The 19,572-nt window shown below is 54.8% G+C and carries 18 protein-coding genes and 1 pseudogene; 10 read left to right on the top strand and 9 right to left on the bottom strand.

Annotated elements, in window-relative coordinates; all coding sequences use genetic code 11:
- Positions 1-303 precede the first annotated feature (303 nt).
- Together istA (RAE19_RS04300) and istB (RAE19_RS04295) are read left to right on the top strand one after the other, a co-directional pair.
- On the top strand, positions 304-1,377 hold the full coding sequence (gene istA / locus RAE19_RS04300; RefSeq protein ID WP_430962508.1) for an IS21 family transposase: 1,074 nt from the start codon (positions 304-306) through the stop codon (positions 1,375-1,377).
- The gene (gene istB / locus RAE19_RS04295) at positions 1,374-2,201 is read left to right on the top strand and encodes an IS21-like element helper ATPase IstB (protein ID WP_313873548.1); all 828 of its coding nucleotides are present in this window, start codon (positions 1,374-1,376) and stop codon (positions 2,199-2,201) included. Before istA (RAE19_RS04300) ends, istB (RAE19_RS04295) begins: the two co-directional genes overlap by 4 nt.
- A gap of 83 nt (positions 2,202-2,284) precedes the next feature.
- On the opposite strand, the gene RAE19_RS04290 is transcribed toward istB (RAE19_RS04295), so the two are convergent.
- The 3 genes from RAE19_RS04290 to RAE19_RS04280 all read right to left on the bottom strand — a co-directional run bounded on the left by RAE19_RS04290 (position 2,285) and on the right by RAE19_RS04280 (position 8,262).
- Positions 2,285-3,112, bottom strand: coding sequence for a hypothetical protein (locus RAE19_RS04290; protein ID WP_313873750.1), 828 nt, complete (start codon positions 3,110-3,112; stop codon positions 2,285-2,287).
- Between the two features lie 102 nt (positions 3,113-3,214).
- Positions 3,215-3,778, bottom strand: a complete 564-nt coding sequence (locus RAE19_RS04285; RefSeq protein ID WP_313873749.1) for a J domain-containing protein — start codon at positions 3,776-3,778, stop codon at positions 3,215-3,217.
- Positions 3,775-8,262, bottom strand: a complete 4,488-nt coding sequence (locus RAE19_RS04280) for an AAA domain-containing protein (protein WP_313873748.1) — start codon at positions 8,260-8,262, stop codon at positions 3,775-3,777. The genes RAE19_RS04285 and RAE19_RS04280 overlap by 4 nt, the downstream gene beginning before the upstream one ends.
- Positions 8,263-9,827: 1,565 nt before the next feature.
- Here RAE19_RS04280 and RAE19_RS04275 point away from each other — a divergent pair.
- Positions 9,828-10,688, top strand: a complete 861-nt coding sequence (locus RAE19_RS04275) for a DUF4238 domain-containing protein (RefSeq protein WP_313873747.1) — start codon at positions 9,828-9,830, stop codon at positions 10,686-10,688.
- A 236-nt stretch (positions 10,689-10,924) separates the two neighbouring features.
- Complete coding sequence (locus tag RAE19_RS04270; RefSeq protein ID WP_313873746.1) at positions 10,925-11,500, top strand: LexA family protein; 576 nt, start codon at positions 10,925-10,927, stop codon at positions 11,498-11,500.
- A gap of 59 nt (positions 11,501-11,559) precedes the next feature.
- Here the strand turns inward: RAE19_RS04270 and RAE19_RS04265 are convergent, their stop codons facing one another.
- The 3 genes from RAE19_RS04265 to istA (RAE19_RS04255) all read right to left on the bottom strand — a co-directional run bounded on the left by RAE19_RS04265 (position 11,560) and on the right by istA (RAE19_RS04255) (position 14,284).
- Positions 11,560-11,790: a hypothetical protein gene (locus tag RAE19_RS04265; RefSeq protein ID WP_313873745.1), complete on the bottom strand. Its 231-nt coding sequence runs from the start codon at positions 11,788-11,790 to the stop codon at positions 11,560-11,562.
- A gap of 136 nt (positions 11,791-11,926) precedes the next feature.
- Positions 11,927-12,718, bottom strand: coding sequence for an IS21-like element helper ATPase IstB (gene istB / locus RAE19_RS04260; protein WP_313873002.1), 792 nt, complete (start codon positions 12,716-12,718; stop codon positions 11,927-11,929).
- Between the two features lie 21 nt (positions 12,719-12,739).
- Positions 12,740-14,284 carry an IS21 family transposase gene (istA, locus tag RAE19_RS04255; protein ID WP_313876140.1) on the bottom strand — a complete coding sequence of 515 codons (1,545 nt, stop codon included), beginning with the start codon at positions 14,282-14,284 and terminating at the stop codon, positions 12,740-12,742.
- A gap of 107 nt (positions 14,285-14,391) precedes the next feature.
- On the opposite strand from istA (RAE19_RS04255), the gene RAE19_RS04250 reads away from it, so the two are divergent.
- On the top strand, positions 14,392-15,060 hold the full coding sequence (locus RAE19_RS04250) for an HAD domain-containing protein (protein WP_313873744.1): 669 nt from the start codon (positions 14,392-14,394) through the stop codon (positions 15,058-15,060).
- A 48-nt stretch (positions 15,061-15,108) separates the two neighbouring features.
- Here the strand turns inward: RAE19_RS04250 and istB (RAE19_RS04245) are convergent, their stop codons facing one another.
- Both istB (RAE19_RS04245) and istA (RAE19_RS04240) read right to left on the bottom strand, forming a co-directional pair.
- Entirely contained in the window at positions 15,109-15,936 is an 828-nt protein-coding gene (istB, locus tag RAE19_RS04245; protein ID WP_313873548.1) for an IS21-like element helper ATPase IstB, read from the bottom strand.
- Positions 15,933-17,006 carry an IS21 family transposase gene (istA, locus tag RAE19_RS04240; RefSeq protein ID WP_430962508.1) on the bottom strand — a complete coding sequence of 358 codons (1,074 nt, stop codon included), beginning with the start codon at positions 17,004-17,006 and terminating at the stop codon, positions 15,933-15,935. The genes istB (RAE19_RS04245) and istA (RAE19_RS04240) overlap by 4 nt, the downstream gene beginning before the upstream one ends.
- Positions 17,007-17,275: 269 nt before the next feature.
- On the opposite strand from istA (RAE19_RS04240), the gene RAE19_RS04235 reads away from it, so the two are divergent.
- Together RAE19_RS04235 and RAE19_RS04230 are read left to right on the top strand one after the other, a co-directional pair.
- Positions 17,276-17,566: a hypothetical protein gene (locus RAE19_RS04235; protein ID WP_313873743.1), complete on the top strand. Its 291-nt coding sequence runs from the start codon at positions 17,276-17,278 to the stop codon at positions 17,564-17,566.
- A gap of 21 nt (positions 17,567-17,587) precedes the next feature.
- Positions 17,588-17,764 (top strand): hypothetical protein, encoded by a 177-nt coding sequence (locus RAE19_RS04230; RefSeq protein ID WP_313873742.1) that lies wholly within the window; start codon positions 17,588-17,590, stop codon positions 17,762-17,764.
- On the opposite strand, the gene RAE19_RS04225 is transcribed toward RAE19_RS04230, so the two are convergent.
- Positions 17,761-18,027 (bottom strand): DUF6471 domain-containing protein, encoded by a 267-nt coding sequence (locus RAE19_RS04225; RefSeq protein ID WP_313873741.1) that lies wholly within the window; start codon positions 18,025-18,027, stop codon positions 17,761-17,763. The genes RAE19_RS04230 and RAE19_RS04225 overlap by 4 nt on opposite strands.
- Positions 18,028-18,169: 142 nt before the next feature.
- On the opposite strand from RAE19_RS04225, the gene RAE19_RS04220 reads away from it, so the two are divergent.
- The 3 genes and pseudogenes from RAE19_RS04220 to RAE19_RS19410 form a co-directional block, all read left to right on the top strand.
- Positions 18,170-18,469, top strand: a complete 300-nt coding sequence (locus RAE19_RS04220) for a hypothetical protein (RefSeq protein ID WP_313873740.1) — start codon at positions 18,170-18,172, stop codon at positions 18,467-18,469.
- Positions 18,469-19,197 (top strand): hypothetical protein, encoded by a 729-nt coding sequence (locus tag RAE19_RS04215; protein ID WP_313873739.1) that lies wholly within the window; start codon positions 18,469-18,471, stop codon positions 19,195-19,197. The genes RAE19_RS04220 and RAE19_RS04215 overlap by 1 nt, the downstream gene beginning before the upstream one ends.
- Before the next feature lie 83 nt (positions 19,198-19,280).
- A pseudogene (locus RAE19_RS19410) lies at positions 19,281-19,457 on the top strand (transposase); the annotation flags it as partial.
- Positions 19,458-19,572: the final 115 nt, after the last annotated feature.

Here is a 19,572-nt window from a genome sequence, read left to right as displayed (position 1 = left end):
GCCCACACGTAGAACGCCTTCTGGGGCCAATTCCAGCCCGTAAAAAGCACCAAAAACCAGAGGAAATCGTGTATTGGCCCAGATGGGTCGGTACCTTTTTCTAGCCTTTTGACTCTTTTCACCAGGCTCACTGGATGCAAGCTGGTTCAACCAAGACGCGACCGATACCAAGTCTCCCTGGAGTCTCCTGTTGCTTGAGGCCGCCGTGTCACGCGCAGTATGAAAATGACACGAGAACGCGGTGAGGAATTGATACACCTCGACTAACGTGCCAAGCCATCCGAACCATGGATGGGACTGGCAATGATTACGAACGAGGAGTACATGGAACTCAAGGTATTAAGGAAACACAGGCTGAGCTTGCGCGAGATATCGGTGCAAACTGGTATGGCAGTCAACACGGTGCGTAAGTATTTGGAGGGTGGTCCGCCGGCCATGAAGAAACTGCCGGCATGTAAGAGCAAGCTCGATCCATTCAAGGACTACCTGGCTGGACGTATTCAGGCGGCCAAGCCTGATTGGATTCCAGCAACGGTGCTGCAGCGTGAGATTGCCGCACAGGGGTATACGGGCTCCGTGCGCATCCTGCAGGAGTACCTCAAGGAGTTGCGTCCACAGGCGCGCCCGGATCCGGTTGTGCGGTTCGAGACCCAGCCCGGTGAGCAAATGCAGATGGACTGGATCGAGTTCCGCAAGGCTGGGCATAAAGACGGCATGTTGGCGGCGTTTGTGGCAACGCTGGGCCACAGCCGGGCGACCTTCGCGGAGTTCGTCACAGACATGAAGCTGGAGACACTACTGGCGTGCCATGTCAGGGCGTTCGAGAGCTTTGGTGGAGTCACCCGTGAAGTGCTGTACGACAACATGAAGACCGTCATCCTCAAGCGTGACGCCTACGGCAAGAACCTGCACCAGTTCCAGGGTGCCTTTGCTGACTTTGCGCACCACCATGGCTTTGTGCCGCGGGTGTGCAAGCCCTATCGGGCCAAGACCAAGGGCAAAGTCGAACGCATGAATGGCTACATCCGGCGCAGCTTCTGGGTGCCATTGGTGGCGAGTATGAAGCAGCAAGGCTTGGTGGTGGACGCGGACACAGCCAATCGGGAAATGCGCACCTGGCTGCGTGACGTTGCCAATGTGCGGATCCACGGAACCACTGGGTGTGTGCCGGCACTGGCTTTGCAAACTGAGCGCGCACATCTGCTGGCCATCCCCAGCGCCTACAGTGGGCGAACAGTGCGTCAATTACAAAAAGTCACCGGTAGCGGCGCAGCAGTCCGGCCAATTCCAGCCGCGGCATGGCGAGGCCTGCAGCATCCTCTGGCGATGTATGACACGCTGGTGCACAACCAAGCCTCAGCAGGAGGACGACCATGAGCCTGCAAATGGAAAGACTGCGTGAACTGTGTGATCAGCTGCGCCTGCTCAACTTACCCGATCAGCTTGCCCACTTGGGGCAAATGGCGGCCAAGAAAGAGCTGGGGTACCTGGAGTTCCTGGAGCAAGCCTTGCGTGGCGAGGCTCTGGCCAGGGTGGAGAGAACGCGCGCCATGCTCACGCGCATAGCGGGCTTCCCCGCCATCAAGACGCTCGATGAGTTTGACTTCCAGTTTGCCAGCGGTGTGCCCAAAACTCTGGTGCAGGAGCTTGGCAGTCTGGCCTTCGTGGAGCGCAGCGAGAACGTGGTCTTGCTGGGCGCCAGTGGGGTGGGCAAAACCCACTTGGCCATCGCCTTGGGCTACAGGGCAACCCAGGCTGGAATCAAGACGCGTTTCATCACGGCGGCAGATCTGCTGATGACACTGAGCACGGCACTACGGCAGAACACCCTGGAAGAGGCTATCAAACGCATCGTGCGTCCCTACCGGCTGTTGATCATTGACGAAGTCGGGTACCTACCCATGAATCGGGAACAGGCGAATCTTCTGTTCCAAGTCATTGCCAAACGCTATGAAGTGGGAAGTCTCATCCTGACCTCCAATCTGCCGTTTGGGCAATGGGACCAGACATTTGCAGACGATGCAACGCTGACAGCGGCGCTACTTGACCGACTGCTCCACCACGCCCATGTGGTCCCGATCTCAGGAGACTCCTATCGCCTGAAAGATAAGCGGCGTGCCGGTGTGATTGCCGCCAGCAGCAATGCCCTACTCAAACGAAAACGCAGTCACCTTGATACACAGGAGGAGCAAGCAGCCTAGAGGCGCCAAGCAAAGACAAAACAACCAATCACCCCACATAACGGTGTATCAAATCCACGCCGCGTTTGCGTTCCACAGTTGTATCAAATCGAGACTGCGTTTGACAGCCGGGAAACCTCAAAAACACGAGCTTCCGACAAGACTTGGCGCCAGCTGCCAAATCTGTGTGTTTTTAGTGTCACATCGGGTGCCGTGCCTTTTGCGAATTCAATTGCAGCACTCAAGGGGGTCCATCCATCAATGGCAACCTCGCCTTCAGCCTGGCGAAGGACCTCCACGAATTTAGGTAGAGCACCTTCACGCTCAGAGCTGGACGGTTTCATGCCTGCCAGCAAGAACTCTTGAAATTCAGGGCTTATCACAAATGCCGCCATCGACAGCTTCGATTCATTCGATGACTTAGCCCATTCCCGAAGAGAGGCGAGGTGCCGGTCAATTTCTGAGTAACAGTCTTGTAGGTACATGTCCGCCGCAATACAACCCTGCTCTGAGAGAAGGTCTTGGCCTTCTAAAAAGTGATGGACGAGGTCATTGCGCAGGTCTACGAGTTCTTGTAGCTCTTTAACCATCTTGGCGTGCGCTTCTGGGGCAATCGAAACGCTGAAACTTAGGTGGAATGAACCCGGGGGCTGCTCTTTCTCGTCTGTTGATTTGTCGGGTAGGGGTGTTTCTGCATCTGTGAGGGTGGGCTGAAAATACTCGTCAGTCAGCTCCCCTGCCAATTGACCCAGGGTCTTGAAATTTGACTCAGAGTCTTCCGGAACCAAACCCTTGCGACCTGTCTGTAACGAGACTTCACGCTTTGCGAGCATCTCTTTCAACAGAAGTTCGTATTGTTGAATTCGAATCAAGCACCGGCCAAGCTTTCTTTGAACTTCACGCTGAAGCTCTGCGTAAAGGGGCTCTTCCATTTTTTTCTCTCCCTGAATAGAGCTGAAGTTTGGTCCTCGCTGCGGTAGCGGAACATGCAAAATAGAGACGCGTAGCCTACGACGGGAGCAACCGTCTAACTGTCAGGAGCCCTGCAATAGAAACTTGTAGGCTGCGTTGACTTGCTTACATTCCTCTTGAATGGACTGCCGTACATCCGGTGCCATACCCGCCAACTTGTCTGGTTGACCACTGGCTACAAGTTCTCTCCGCGATTTCTCAAGTTGCTCCCAACTGGCTGTTGGCGATACTTTCAAAATCTTGAAGGCTTGTTCTTTTGACATTGCCAATACAGGTTTGGCATTAGTCATTTTTTGTGGGGTGGGCGTAGGAATTGACGCGGGCGATGAGGGGCGATTAACCAATTGAACGCTAGGGTTAGCTGCACTGGAAGACAACTCAAAGCCATCGACCGACGGGAGCTCGAGTTGGACCAGCTGCTTCTCAGCAATCCTCTTTCCTGCACTGGCAATCGCCTGTTTATAACGACCGCCGCTGCGAATTTCCGAAAGTAGCTTTTCAGCTTTCGCAGTTGACCGATATGTGAGCTCTGTCTCCAATGCCTTGATTTCGTCAGCAGTAGCGTTCGGCTTCTTGAAAAGCTCTTCCAACTCTGCAATTCCAAGTCGTCCCAGCGGCCTAGTCATGGCAGTGCAACCTCCACGACGGGTTCGGACACAGTAACGTCGACCCCAAATGGGTCCACGTCCCTTGTTTCAACCCATGCGGTGTTGTCAACAAAATCTGCTCCAAGTGGCTCAATCCCTAGCCCCGCTAGCGTCGACCACAAGTCATCTAGGACCTCTGAGCGACGTCTGGCAAAACTAGACGCAAAGCAACGCCAGAATGTCCAGCCAGCGCGTTCCAAAACCCTTTGACGAGCCATGTCGTCGGACCATTGACCGGGGCCATGGAACCTGTCCCCATCACACTCCACGGCCAGTCGACGACCCTCGCTACCCTCAATTACAAAATCGATTCGGTAGGAACCACAGGGCACTTGCGGTTGGATGCGATACCCCCTCTTGGTGATTTCATCGAACATGTCCCGCTCGAACGCAGACTCACATAGGTCTCTCAGCCGTTCAACTTGCCGTGCATCCTGATTGAAAGGTTGGCGGAAGTGCCGCATCACCTTGCCGCTAAGGGAGTCCTCTGAAAATGCGTTATCCGCAACTGACCGGAATAAGTACATACGGTCGCGTGCCCTTGATAGGGCCACGTTAAACCGTTGTTGTTGGCCAGCCACTGCCGATGCGGTACGGTCACCCGGTGCGAGCACCATCGACACCATCATGATGTCGCGTTCGCGCCCTTGAAACACAGGGGGTGGCCCAACCGCAATCTTGCGAGAGACGATATCCCCCGGCGACACTCTTTCATTAATCAAGTCATTGATTAACTTTGCCTGTTCAGTACCAAGCAAAGTGACGATTCCGATAGAACGGCCATCCATTTCTGGGGTCGTGAGGATTTTTTCAATCTCTTGAACGATTGCCTGTGCTTCGGCGGGGTTGGTATCCCCTTTGCGATAACCACCCTTAACCCGCACATCGATAAGTGGTGGGTCCAGACGCTCGTTGGCCTTTGGAACTCTTAGCGGCTTAATATCCCCGCTGTAAAACTCTCGGTTTGAGAACTCAATGATTGCCGGCACACATCGAAAGTGCTCTTTCAGCATTACAGAGTTGCCTGCAAAGACGACGCGAGCCAGGTCATAAACCGACTTGTCCGGAGTCATTTGCGCGCCATGGAACTGCGACCTTAAGAAACGCTGTTCCAAGTCAATGATTCTTTGCTCAGCGAGACCTACTGCCCCGGGGGATACTTGCTTGTGGTCCCCGACGACAAGCAACTTCTTGCCACGAAGTAAGGCTGGCAAAGCCCAGATATCGGATTGTGACGCCTCGTCAATGATGACAAGGTCGAATAGACCTATCTCAGGGGGTAACGTCTCGGAAACTCGCCACTGTGGAAGTACCCAGCAAGGCACCGCCATGTATGCCTTTAGCATAGCTTCACGTGCGTGCCGGCGATGACGAACCGCGCGTATGCCTGTGCCGGAACCCATTGCCTGGATAGAGTTCAGGTAAGCCTGCAGCGCTTGGCGAATGCTTTGTGGAGAGTTGTTGAAAACGCCCAGCCAGGTCTTCTCTGCGACGAGGTCTTGGTAAGTACGTGAAAGCGATGCCGTCAGTGTGCGCCGCTCGCCAAATAGGTCCCGAATTTTTTGATGAACGTCTATCTTTTCGAGAAACAGATAGGCAATACGCCATGACCAAGCCTCGCGCCAACGAACTGGCAGCACCGCATCGGAGTCTCCGGATACAGCAACCGTGCGCAACCTACTTGCCCAGTTCTCAGCCCCCGCAGAGAAAATGAGATTGGTCACCCGGTCAATCTCATCAAACGAACTACGCAGACCGTTGAGCCGTGACAAATCTCTCTGAATCGCAAGCCAATTTGCTTGTAGGTCACTTTCAACTGAAACCGGCGAGCCGAGTTCTCGGGTTAAGAATTCGCGCAGCTGGTCAACTACTAAACCACTTCTATCTCTCAACTTATCCAAAACATCGCCCGCGCGCTTGATTGCATAGCCAAGCTGCCCTCGCTCCAAATGGGCATTCAGGCTTGCTCGTACTTCAACTAGATAGCCGTCACCCTGTTCTGTCACCGCGTCGGCAACTTGCTTGCCGCAGACTGCTTGAACACGGCCATGCATTTGCCGGTCCATTTCGAAAACAAACCGTTTTGCATCGTCAACCCAAGCCTGTTGTTGGACAACGGAACGGACCGTTGTCTCAATCTCAGCGATTTGGCAGCTAAGTCCAAATTCTGTACTGATTGCTGCCCATCGAGCCACCTCCCGATGTGCATTTAGCCGCCACTGCACATAAGTGTTGACCTCTTGCCAGTCTTCTGTACGTTGGGGGGCTCCGCCCAACAACGTGACAGACGCGACCAATTGGCGAGCCTCGCCTTTTCCAAATGGGAGCAAAAACGCGCCCTTGCCATTCATCAATCGCGTCAACGCTTCTATGAAATCTGGATTGCGCTCGGCCAAATCTGGGACGCTGATAGCTTTTGCAACAAACTCTTTCCTCTTGGCCTCAATGTCTCGAAATGACCCGCAAACGCCAAGCAAACCAGTCAGAACAGGGTCGTGTTCTTGCAATTCAGCGAGCCTGGTAGCTAGAGTGCGTCCGATAGCATCGCCGAGCAGCCTTCCCTTGAGCGCTAAATATTCATCGAGGAATGTCAGTAACTCTTGGGCACGATTGAAGGTTTCATACTTCGAATCAACCAAAGAGATGATGGCGCCAGCCTCTACTTTTGATTCAATGGATTTAGCCTTAACGATGTCCTTGTGCAGCCCAATAAGGTCAGACCAGCTGGGCAGGTCATCGTTTGGCGGCAAGGATGCTGTGAGATACGCGATATCTGCGCCAACTTTTGCCCGAGCCTGCCGCAATCCAGTGATGTCGGCATCTGTGAATGACAAAGCCTCGCCTTTTTGGTCTGAAACATTGTCGTCAAACCACTGATGCTCATCTGCTTGCTCAATCACCAACTTCGCGATTTCTTCGGGGGAGATTTCTCGCCCTTGGAATTTATATTGGCGCATGTGACTCGCTGCATGCGCGGCAATTGACCGGTCAACATGCGAAATCTTGGCATGAAGCTGATTGAGTTCCGCGTCAAGGCTCACTATGTGTGCCTCAATCCGATGGGGCTGAAGTCCCTCCACTCCCGTTGCAATGGTCTGAATGGCGTGTTCAAACTGCTTCATGCCCTCTCGCTCTTCAGAGAGCAGTGCCACACTCAGTGGGCGGATACGCTCGGGGAGCTTTTCCTGCAAAACTGATAGAGCGGTTTCACCTTTTGAAGTAACAAGCACCCGCTTGCCCATGGCCAAGTAATGGCATATGACGTTAGCAATCGTGTGGGTCTTTCCAGTCCCCGGCGGGCCTTGCACTACAACCCCATCATTCGCCTCAAGCTTCTGGATTATCGAGACCTGCTCGTCGTTATAGGCCATCGGGAAATACAACTCTTTGGCCGCGTTAGAACCGTCGCTAGTCGACAACCCCCGGAACTGCACTTCTGGACGTACCCGAACCGAAGCATCTCCTTCTTCGACAAAGCTCCTAATGACGTTTGGCAAGGTTTCCGTGGCCTCAACAGTCTTCTTGAGTCGACGGATGTCTTCAAGAAAAATATCGCCACTACGCTTTCGTCCAAAGAGAACCCAAGTGTTGGTGGCCAACAATTTGTCTCCGACAGCTGGCAGCGTCACGTCATCTGTGCGGACCTCGTACTTGCCGGAGGGGTCCAAATGGCCAACAGCTGCCTTCAGGACCCCTTCAAAGGTTGAGTCTTCAAATGGATTGACTCTATTTTGGCTAGTAGCCTGGAAGCTTTTCCAGAACTCCTCAATCGGTTTGACGCCTGGAACGTCCATCTCGGCATAGCAGTCCACCTCAAGACGTGTGTCCACATCACGAGGTCTAACCTCAAGGTCGAAAGTCCGCGGATTTAGAGTTATTTCGCAGGACTGCACCAAAAGCGGGTACTTGACCGAATTCGCCTGCCCCTCCTTCTTCCAAGTTGAATATCCAAGACCCCATGCAAGCTCAAGCGGGGTTTCGGCACCTTCAGATGAGATGGTCTGCTGCAGTGCGAAAAGCTTGTTGTAGAGGGATATTGATTTACGGCGTGGCTTTTCAGCGGCAGCCCATGGCTCCCATTGGTTTTCCACATACCAGTCGAAGAGCTCTTTGACATCGGGGCGGTCTTGCAGTTGCTCACGAGAAACCTCCCGCTTTCCCTCGAAAAGTACGCACTCAGCTTTTAGCTCTGGGACCTTTTCCGGAGTTTTGGGCAGCGTTACCCATTGCCTCAAGGCTTCACCGGGGTCGGGGGCGCCAATTTCTTGAAGACGAGGTACTTTTAACCAAACGTCGTCACCTTCAACTTGCACGTTGAAGCGGATTTCGGGGAGCCCTTTGAGGTCCTGCTGAAAGGCAACAAAAAACTCTGTTGGCACTGTGAAGGCCGGTTTTGTTTTGAGTTTTTCGACCTCTTCGATATAAGTCAGCAGGTCGATTACGAACGTTGATGCCTCAGCCAAACCATAGCTCCCTTGGGCCTTTTTGACCCTTCGTCGTAATTCTAGTCAAGAAGGCTCAGGCAAAGAGCTCCAGGGAGCGCAGAAAAGTCGCATCATGATTTCGCAAAAACTTCGCTCTATTAGGCTCAACCTATCAGGCTTCCAGTCACTGTTTCGCGCTCCGCAGCTGAATCTATCGCCATTGGTCTGACCAGCGTCCGCGAAGCACTCCTCGGTTCTGCGCTCCCTCTGCTTGTAGAGCAGCTCGGAGCTGGGGTGCTTGTCTTCAAGACCCATTGAGTGCGCGACGCCACCGACTTGTTGCAGGGCAATGTTGCGAGCCCGTTCCTGGACCATGTCTGTGAGCGGGCGACGGGGAACTAGGGCGTAGACCAACTCGTAATCCAGCACATTAGCAAGCTTGCGCAGTTGCCCGAGAGTGATGCGGTCCTCCGATTCGGACTGTTCGCACTTGTGAAGCGTTGGCCCAGAAATGTCCAGTCGCTTAGCTTGCTGACGCTCCGTTTGCCCCAATGCCTGACGGATGAGCTTAAGCCATCCTCTGGGTGGAGCCTGCCACTTCAACAAATCCTCAAAGCGAAGCAGGGCATCATTACCAAAAAGTGCTGCCAACTACAGTCCAACCAAAGATGAAAACACTGTAAGTCATTGATTTCAAAAGATTCACCTGTTCATTTGCGATTTTGAAAAAGAACAGGTGAATTTAGTTTTCGCAGCGCTATACCGGTTCTTTTATTGCCCAAGAACCGGCACCTTCCACGGGCCGTCGTATCAGCTCATCGCCGAAAAATCGACCTTTATGCCGGTCAAAAGCGCCTCCTCATGGCTAAGCATTGGTAGAGCGCACACCTTGGCGCTACCGGCGCCTATACTGAAAATGGCATATCGTTTTCAAATTTCTGCCCAGCACCTTAGCTGGCCTCCCTATTGCGCATGTTGCGGCACTGCGAAAGAACGCTATGTCTCTGTCTGCTCCCATAGAAATAAGGGCCGGAGAGTTGTATGGCAGACGACAAGAAAATGGAAGGTCCCATACTGCAATAATTGCGCGCTGCACCGGCAGAAAACCGAGATTGCCGCCCCGCTGCTTAAAGTTGGGCTATTCCTGACTTTGGTATGGGTGGCTTTTGGGATGTACGGATTAGTTGTTGCAACACTTCCTCTTGTACTCATAGGGGCAGTCCTGCAAGGCCTAGCTAAGTCCAGTAGAAAAAGCACTTGTTGCTCAACCGGGTCAGCTGTCCGGTATGAGTGGTGGCACGGGGCTACCCACTCATTCGTGTTTTCTAACCATGCGTACCTTGAGGCGTTTCTGGAAAGTAACTCAAGAAAGGCTCGCTCTGAGGTGGACAGGACTATTGTATAAACCGTGGCGGCCTGCTGCTGCCATGGCTATCCGATAAACTTCTCAGGCGTATTGTTGAGCGTCGAGAAGCTCGAAAAAGGCCACCAACGTCCTCAAAGGGAATAAGCGCATTAGCCGACCCAGGCCTAATTGCAGGGGTCTGGCCTTCGGAACCCGACAAGCAAAGAATGAAGCTGTTGTCCAGCGTCAATCCGCCCTAATGCCCTCACATCAAAACCATCACTATGTACCAGCTTTCTTGCTACGCGAGTGGCAACAAGCCGACAATAAGTTGACCCAATTCACTTGGGAAAACAACCGGTTCATTACTTCGAGGCGGCAGGCAAAAAGCGTTGCCAAAGAAAAGCACCTCTACTCCACCAACCGCAGCACTGGCAATCCAGACGTTGGGATAGAGGTGGACGTAATGGGGCCCAAAGTCGACGACCCGGCAGCCTTAGTGCATCAGAAGCTACTTGCAGGAGGCGTAGGTCGATTAAGCAACGCCGAGCAAGAGACATGGGCTAAATTTCTCCTGTCATTGCTCTTCCGGGGTCCCAAAGCCATAGCGGACCTGCGATACCGAGGGCGCCTTAAATTGCTCGAGGTGATTGGTGACGCCACAGAAGCAGGCGTTTCCCCGTATGGCCGCCCAGACATTAGCCTCATAGAGTGGGCGCAACTAGAAGACCCCGACTCCTTCGAGGACCTAGGGGTTCAGACACTCGAACCACTTATCAATTCAGAAGTTCTCAATCCAAAACTGCTGGCCGCCACGTGGGAAACGCTAAATCGAGGGCGCGCAGCATACGATTTCCTCATTTCGGATAACCCGCTAATTCTTGTTGGTGAGGGGTTGGGGGGAAAGTTTCTGATGACCCTTCCTCTGTCCCCTGAGCAGGCTTTTGTCGCTTACAGCGCTCCCGAGATTGGTAGAACATTAGACGAGCGCACTACAACAAGTTTTGTTAAGGCGGCAAATTTAGACACGGTACTTAAGGCCAAATCTTGCGTATACGCCACTTCGGCGACGCAGGCTCCCTTTGTGGAGCGCTACTTAGGCAAGTCCACGACAGGGTAGCTGCCTTGAATGCATATGTGAGCATTTTTCACAATCGAGAGCACCCATATGCATGAGACAACCTCTTCAGGCACCAGTAACGAATCTCCGCCTGTCCTTTCAACCCACACACCGTGTAAACCCAGCTCCACACTCAGAATTGGCTGAACGCCTTAAGGGGTCTCTCTGATTTATCTTGCTCTCAATGCTGTATGCACATACAGTTAATGCGAACAGACATTCGAAGGAGAGAGTCAGTGAACGACGAAAAGTACCTTGCAGCCCTGCGAACCTACTGGAAGACGCATCGCGCATTCCCTGCCTTGGCCAAGCTTTGCGACGTGCTCGGATTGAGCTCCACATCGAGTGTGTTTGCTCTGGTGGGCCGGCTCGCCGATGCCGGGTACCTTGAGCGGAAAGACGGGCGTGTTGCCCCCACGAAGAAGTTCTTTGCTCGCCCTCTCCTCGGGCCCGTCCGGGCAGGCTTACCGCAGCCGGCGACGCAGGAAGAGGCAGAGCTTTTGACCCTTGATGACTATCTCATCGATGAGCCAAACCGGACGTCATTGCATCGTGTGCGCGGCGACAGCATGAAGGACTTGGGCATCTTTGATGGCGACTTGGTTGCAGTCGAGCAGAACAGCCCAACCAAGCCAGGCGACGTAGTCGTTGCCTATGCAGACAACGAGCTGACGGTCAAAACCCTGCGCCTGGATAACGAAGGCAAGTTCTATCTGGAGGCAGCCAATCCAGCCTACGCCTCCATCTATCCCAAGGCCTCCTTGGAAATCCTGGGCGTAGTCGTCAGCGTCGTAAGACGCCTCAGGAGGTAGCCACTGAACACTACCTCCACTCCCTAGCCCTTCAGGGCAATCCACATCTCTCGAATCAGTCACTGGATGGCTGAGGGAGAACCTTTGTCATCAGTTTTTGAAACCTCTTTATGCAAGACACCCCAAACCCCGCACCTGTTGTTCACGTCATCGAGCAGTGGTCCGTATTCGAAGTCCCACCCCCGGAGGGGCAAACCAAGTGGTTCCGGCATTTCACAGGCATTTGCTCTGACCAGCCGTTTATCAGCGATGCCGTTGTCGGCTTTGATGCCGCCGGCGCAAGCGCTCATACGGCCAGAGGGCATATCGTTCAGCTGCTAGAGGAGCCCGATGTCACTTTGCGGCATATAGGAGCCAGTGATTTTCGGCATATAGAGACCAGCCGGAGGGTGTCTGACGGACATCACTCGGGTATGGATTTTGCCTTTATTTGACGTCTTTTTGTTGCGTTGAATTCTTTGTTTTTGTCGGCATGGTGGTCGGCATCTGGCGTGGCGCCCGATACGACTGGCCATCAAGCACCAGGCAGTATGCGTTGTGACGTAAGCGGTCCAAGGTTGCGGATGCCAAGAGCGGGTTGACTGGGAATGCCTGATCCCATTCAGTAAAGTCCAGATTGCTGGTGACGATGGTGGCAGTGCGCTCGTAGCGCTCGGCAATGAGTTCATGCAGGTCTTCGTCGGCCGGCGCACGCAGAGGCTTGAGTCCGAAGTCATCAATGATGAGTACCGGAATGCGACTCAAGGTCTGCAGCTTGCGCTCGTAGGCGTTGGTGGCGCGCGCGGCGTGCAGTGACTGCGTGAGTGCCGAGCAGTTGGTAAACAGCACATCCACGCCCTGACGGATCGCACAATGGCCCAAGGCCTGCGCAAGATGACTCTTGCCGGTTCCACTAGGGCCAACAATCAATACCGGAGAACACTCCCGCACGTAGCGCCCGGTGGCCAGGTCATGCACCAGCGCGCGGTTGAGTTGGGGTAGCCGCTCGAAGTCAAACTGCTCCAGCGTTTTGGTGGAGCGGAACTGGGCCCGGCGCAGGCGGGTACTGAAACTGTTCTGCTCCCGGCGGGCCACTTCATCGCCCATCAGGATGGCCAGGAACTCCGTATAGGCCAACTTCGATTCAATCGCCTGGCGGTTTCTGGCGTCCAGCGAATCCAGAATACCGGACAAGCGCAACTGCTTGAGATGTGGAACGAGTTCGGGGATGGGTGTCATTTGGGATGGTCTCCTGGATAGTTAATGCAGCAAATCCTGCTGCGGGTTGTGGGTATCGGGGGTGAAGAGGCTTGCGGCGTCGCGGACAAACCGGGCCTTTGCATAGGTAGGCACGATGCTGTGATCAGGCATCGGTAGCCGGTCGGAATTACTGCTCAGGATGGTCTTGACAGTGCGGTAATACGGACTGTTGTGGGCCATGGCACGTCGGCAGGCGAGCTCAACACGCTGGGCGCTGTAGGTCTTTGCCAGACCAATCACACCCTGAGCTGCGCGCAATCGCTCCAGAATCCGGTCACTCAGTAGCCAGTCAATAACCTGCTGACAGTACGGTCCGATTTGCAGCGCTTGGGTACCCAGCCACTCGCGGTCACGGGCAAAGAAGAGTTGTGCCTCGGGTGGCAAGTGGTCTTTGGTCGTGAGGCGTTCACCGGGACGCTGTCCCCGCGCATGGGTTGCCACCAATCGGTAGTCATCAAACAAAGTCACGCAGTTATCGGTGGCACGTAGCCACAGCTCTTTGCCCACCAGCGCAAAGGGGGCGGAATACAGCTTGTAGTCAAACTTGACGTGGCAGTCGCGGTGCAGCGTCACGCACTGCCAAACGCCCAAGTCCGGCGCCTGCGGTGGAAGCGGCTTGAGCAAGGCCCGCTCCAGCGCAAACAAATCCATGGGCTGCTGGCGGGTGGTGCCGTGAATGCGCACACCGGCTTCCTGCAATACCCACGCCTGCGCCTGTGCATTAAGGTCCGCCAGATCACGGAATTCGCGGGTAGACAGGAAGTTACGCTTGACGTATTTGACGCCCGACTCCACGATACCCTTCTTCTGCGGATCGTGCGGCGGGCACGGGTCAATCTTGAATTCATAACCTTCAGCGCACTCGGCATAGGAGCGCTGCACCTGCGGGTCAAATCGGCAAGCCTTGATGATGGCGCACTTGGCGTTGTCGATGATCACGCGCTCGGGCACACCGCCAAACCACTCAAAGGCACGGCGGTGGCAGCCCAGCCATGTGGCCACCGTTTGGTCCCAGACGAATTCCACATACTGATGGCGGCTGTGACACAAGGTCATAACAAAGGCCCAGGTGCGCCTACGCTGTCCATCCGGATGCACCAAAAATGGCCCCGCGCCAAAGTCAACCTGAGCGGCTTCGCCGGGCTTGAAGCTCAGTCTCACAGTGAGATCGGTACGCGGCTGTGCCTTGGCAATGTCACGCATGATGCGATAGACAGAGGAGTAGCTGCCGCAGAACTGGTGCTCGCGCACCAACGCGGCATGAATGGCTACGCCCTCAACCCCGGCAGCCATCCAGCGCGCCACTTGTTCGCGCCATGGGTGGGCTTTGGAGACCGTGCTGGATGGGCGCTTGGCCGCTGCGCACAGACTCAGGGCAATAACTTCGGGTTCGGGCAGCGGCAGCTCAGCCTCCAACCAGCCCAAGCTGCGGGCGTGTTCGCGAAAGCTCGCCACCTTGACCCGGCCCATAAGGCCCAGACGCGCGATCTCGCGATCGCCGTCACCGGCGCGTAGTCTGATTAAAACGTTTCTGTATTCATGCATCTCGATCTTTCTGCGACCCATCCGTTACTCCTGAACAAAAAATTCAGAAGGTAACGACAGTTACGTCGCGTTCGAGATGCCCGTCCAATCCCCCGGCTGGCTCCTATATGACGAAAACCAAATGGCCTATATGTGCCGAAAACGCTCTGGCTCCTATGTGCCGAAAACCAATTGGCCTGTATGTGGTGAAAAGTGACACCCGATTTGCCGAAAGAAGTCCGCCGGCTCTGGTCTGCGTGGAAGACGCTGCATCACATCACTTACGAGCGGGACGTCACCCGGGAATTCCACTCGGGCCTTATCTTGGTGCGTGCTGGGAGCCCCCTATGAGAAAGCTCCTAGGCCACGGTGAACTGCTGCTGTACCTCGACTTTGATGGCGTACTCCATCACGAAAATGTCCTTTGGCACCCACGGATTGGAGCCTACTTGTCGGCGCCAGAGCAGTACAAACTTTTCCAGCACATTGGCTTGCTCGAAACCTTGCTTGAGCCATACCCACAGGTACGCATCGTCCTCAGTACCGCTTGGGTCTGCCGCTATGGGTGCGCCAAGTCTGCGAAGCAGCTGGGGCCGCGGCTGCGCCAACGCGTTATCGGGGCAACCTTTCACAGCCGAATGGACCAAGACATGTTCACGGCCTTGCCGCGAGGCAAGCAGGTGTGGGAGGACGTGCGGCGCCGTAAGCCCTCGGGCTGGATTGCTCTGGACGATGACGGTGTCAAACGCAGTCTCGATTTGATACAACTGTGGAACGCAAACGCGGCGTGGATTTGATACACCGTTATGTGGGGTGATTGGTTGTTTTGTCTTTGCTTGGCGCCTCTAGGCTGCTTGCTCCTCCTGTGTATCAAGGTGACTGCGTTTTCGTTTGAGTAGGGCATTGCTGCTGGCGGCAATCACACCGGCACGCCGCTTATCTTTCAGGCGATAGGAGTCTCCTGAGATCGGGACCACATGGGCGTGGTGGAGCAGTCGGTCAAGTAGCGCCGCTGTCAGCGTTGCATCGTCTGCAAATGTCTGGTCCCATTGCCCAAACGGCAGATTGGAGGTCAGGATGAGACTTCCCACTTCATAGCGTTTGGCAATGACTTGGAACAGAAGATTCGCCTGTTCCCGATTCATGGGTAGGTACCCGACTTCGTCAATGATCAACAGCCGGTAGGGACGCACGATGCGTTTGATAGCCTCTTCCAGGGTGTTCTGCCGTAGTGCCGTGCTCAGTGTCATCAGCAGATCTGCCGCCGTGATGAAACGCGTCTTGATTCCAGCCTGGGTTGCCCTGTAGCCCAAGGCGATGGCCAAGTGGGTTTTGCCCACCCCACTGGCGCCCAGCAAGACCACGTTCTCGCTGCGCTCCACGAAGGCCAGACTGCCAAGCTCCTGCACCAGAGTTTTGGGCACACCGCTGGCAAACTGGAAGTCAAACTCATCGAGCGTCTTGATGGCGGGGAAGCCCGCTATGCGCGTGAGCATGGCGCGCGTTCTCTCCACCCTGGCCAGAGCCTCGCCACGCAAGGCTTGCTCCAGGAACTCCAGGTACCCCAGCTCTTTCTTGGCCGCCATTTGCCCCAAGTGGGCAAGCTGATCGGGTAAGTTGAGCAGGCGCAGCTGATCACACAGTTCACGCAGTCTTTCCATTTGCAGGCTCATGGTCGTCCTCCTGCTGAGGCTTGGTTGTGCACCAGCGTGTCATACATCGCCAGAGGATGCTGCAGGCCTCGCCATGCCGCGGCTGGAATTGGCCGGACTGCTGCGCCGCTACCGGTGACTTTTTGCAATTGACGCACTGTTCGCCCACTGTAGGCGCTGGGGATGGCCAGCAGATGTGCGCGCTCAGTTTGCAAAGCCAGTGCCGGCACACACCCAGTGGTTCCGTGGATCCGCACATTGGCAACGTCACGCAGCCAGGTGCGCATTTCCCGATTGGCTGTGTCCGCGTCCACCACCAAGCCTTGCTGCTTCATACTCGCCACCAATGGCACCCAGAAGCTGCGCCGGATGTAGCCATTCATGCGTTCGACTTTGCCCTTGGTCTTGGCCCGATAGGGCTTGCACACCCGCGGCACAAAGCCATGGTGGTGCGCAAAGTCAGCAAAGGCACCCTGGAACTGGTGCAGGTTCTTGCCGTAGGCGTCACGCTTGAGGATGACGGTCTTCATGTTGTCGTACAGCACTTCACGGGTGACTCCACCAAAGCTCTCGAACGCCCTGACATGGCACGCCAGTAGTGTCTCCAGCTTCATGTCTGTGACGAACTCCGCGAAGGTCGCCCGGCTGTGGCCCAGCGTTGCCACAAACGCCGCCAACATGCCGTCTTTATGCCCAGCCTTGCGGAACTCGATCCAGTCCATCTGCATTTGCTCACCGGGCTGGGTCTCGAACCGCACAACCGGATCCGGGCGCGCCTGTGGACGCAACTCCTTGAGGTACTCCTGCAGGATGCGCACGGAGCCCGTATACCCCTGTGCGGCAATCTCACGCTGCAGCACCGTTGCTGGAATCCAATCAGGCTTGGCCGCCTGAATACGTCCAGCCAGGTAGTCCTTGAATGGATCGAGCTTGCTCTTACATGCCGGCAGTTTCTTCATGGCCGGCGGACCACCCTCCAAATACTTACGCACCGTGTTGACTGCCATACCAGTTTGCACCGATATCTCGCGCAAGCTCAGCCTGTGTTTCCTTAATACCTTGAGTTCCATGTACTCCTCGTTCGTAATCATTGCCAGTCCCATCCATGGTTCGGATGGCTTGGCACGTTAGTCGAGGTGTATCAATTCCTCACCGCGTTCTCGTGTCATTTTCATACTGCGCGTGACAACGGCGAGGGTTGGCCACAGGAATGCGCCAGCAATTTCATCCAAACCCACGAAAAAGACGGCATCAGCCATCCGGAAGTTCATCAAAAAATCAAAGCAGCACTGGAGCAACTATGCAATCAATGACACGCGATTCGGCGCTCGCCACGTCACGTAATGGTTTAGGGGACCTCATGCTCCAAGCTGCACAAAATGCCGAGAACAGTCTTGCTACACGGTACAGCTGTGCGTTTGATGCGCTGTATCTCTATGCGCTTGCCATCCTGGGAGCCCCCAAGGACCTGCAGTCACATCCTTATCCAGAGATGCTGTCTGAGGGTGCAGCACGTCTTGGTATCAGTCCGCAAGCCATTGAGCCGGTGCTTGAACGTATGAACCAGTCATACGGGCCGCTGGAGGCGCCCGAGGAAGAGGTCATTGCGTTGATTGCGCTGGCTCAAAAAGCGCGTAGCAATTCAGGCTGATTAGGTCGGGAGTGGTTTTAAATGAAGACGAAACAAAACCAAACGCTGGAGGCGATAGTCCGCGATTACGAAGCCAGACCGGCGCAGGGCAACAGCGTAGCCGACATGGTGCGCCGTACAGAGTATCTGTTGGCTAAGAAGATGCTGGAGCAACCTCAAACGCCAAGGACAGAAGCGGAGGCACCATGCAAAAACTAAGGCTTAGGCCGCTTTTGCGGAGGCACGGGAATGTCGATGCTCTTGACGCCGAGTGCTGCGAGCAACTCAAGTGCAAAAGCAAAGCTGAATTTGCCTTTGTTAACTCTGTTGATAAGCATCTGCACGTCTACGTCGCCGTCATGTGCGTTCTCGGGCTCGAGCTTGCGTGCCAGTTCTTTGTACGACACCTCTTTTTGTTCGCGAATGTCCTTTACCAAGGCCTTGGCATGCTTGGCATAAAAGTCGGAATCGCGGGTTCTCACAGACGAGGCGTATAAACGTTTTTAGATTTATACGAATCCTACCGAGCCCCAGTATGTTTTATCTCTAATAAATCTTAAAAGGTTTATGTATAAGAAAAAGTGAGCACGCGACCTAGACGCTGAATAGGTCAAAGGAGTTTTTATGAAAGCCGCTGTTCAATTAATCAACCAACGAGGAAGCGCTGTTCCTGCTCGGCAACGCGCGGCAATGCCTGTCTACAAGGGCGTCTTGCACATCCGAGAAGCACGCGTCCCTGCACTCGGTCGAATCGTTGCAACGGCTGAGCTTTACTCCTCGACAGAGCCTGTACCGCAGCCGCTGATTCCCATGCTGCTGGATGCCGATGTCCTGTTTTTAAAAGATAGCCAGATGCGCATTCGCGGGTTTGAGTACGTAGACGGCATCCAATACGGCCAAACTTGGGATATCAGGGTGCTCTGATGCTCAAAGTATCCCTTCACGCCTGCAAGCCGGGCAAAGAGACATCCATGAATGTGCTTGGACGCATGGATATCGCTTACGAGGTTCTTCAAGCAGAAGCCAGTTACAAGTCAGCCACGTATGTTGCGGGAGTCGGCGAACTCCCAATGGGCTTCATCACCAACTACCCACGGTGGTCTGCAAGTGTCTGGGACCTGGTCGCGCGGCTGGTGTGTCTCACGTTTAATCAGGTGGAAGCCCTGGAGCCCGAAGAAATCGCCCCTTCCAAGCGGCCAGCGTTCATCGAGAACATGAGTGCCGTCATCGCGCATTGGCCAGACGGTCTCAACAAGAATGTTGCACAAATTGCGACCGCGACCATCACCATGAACAAGCGCAAAGGTCATTACAGCGCTGTGTTTTCTTCTGACTTAGAGTCAGATTTCGGAACCCCACTCTTCGTACACAAGCCTGCCGGCATCCAGGCGTGGGACCTACTCGCGAGAGCCTATGCACACGCATCCAATGGGCGTTTTGCTTTGCCGCCAAGACCGGACCTGTGCCTGCCCATACCTATTGAAGAAAATGAGAAAAGCTATGTTGCCGTCGACACGCTACCTGCCGTCACGCGCAATGGCCTCGCGAGATGGATGACTCGAACACAGCGTCCTTTTTCTAAAGTGAGCATCGTGAGCTCGGAGTGCGTCAGCGAGGAAGAGTTTGTGGACTTTTTGAGTACCGCCGTATGAGTGACGCAGCAACTACGCCGGCAGCAAAGAAGGAGCGCAGGTAAAGTGTCTACCGTCCGAGCTCACCATCGAGCTTGCATCACATGTCATCAGGGGCCGTCGACGTCTCGGTATCGACTTACGCAAGCATGACTGACCTTCAGTGTGTCCGCCACTTAGCAAAAGCGAGGTGGGGATGCTTCAAGGTCGTCACATGCCCCCATTGCAGTTCGAGCGCCACGCACTACTGGTCAACGAAAGAACTCCGTTGGAAGTGCAAGGGCTGCGGTAAGCGATTTAGCGTCACTTCAAACACAGTATTTGCGAATCGTCGGATGCCGCTTCAAACATTGTTGGCTGCTGTTCATTTGTGGGTCTGCGGAGCCTCAGGAAAGC

Origin of the sequence: Rhodoferax potami (assembly GCF_032193805.1) — a bacterium.
Taxonomy (GTDB): domain Bacteria; phylum Pseudomonadota; class Gammaproteobacteria; order Burkholderiales; family Burkholderiaceae_C; genus Allorhodoferax; species Allorhodoferax potami_A.
Note: the sequence above shows the minus strand (reverse complement) of the source record. Positions and strands in the feature narration are given on the sequence as shown.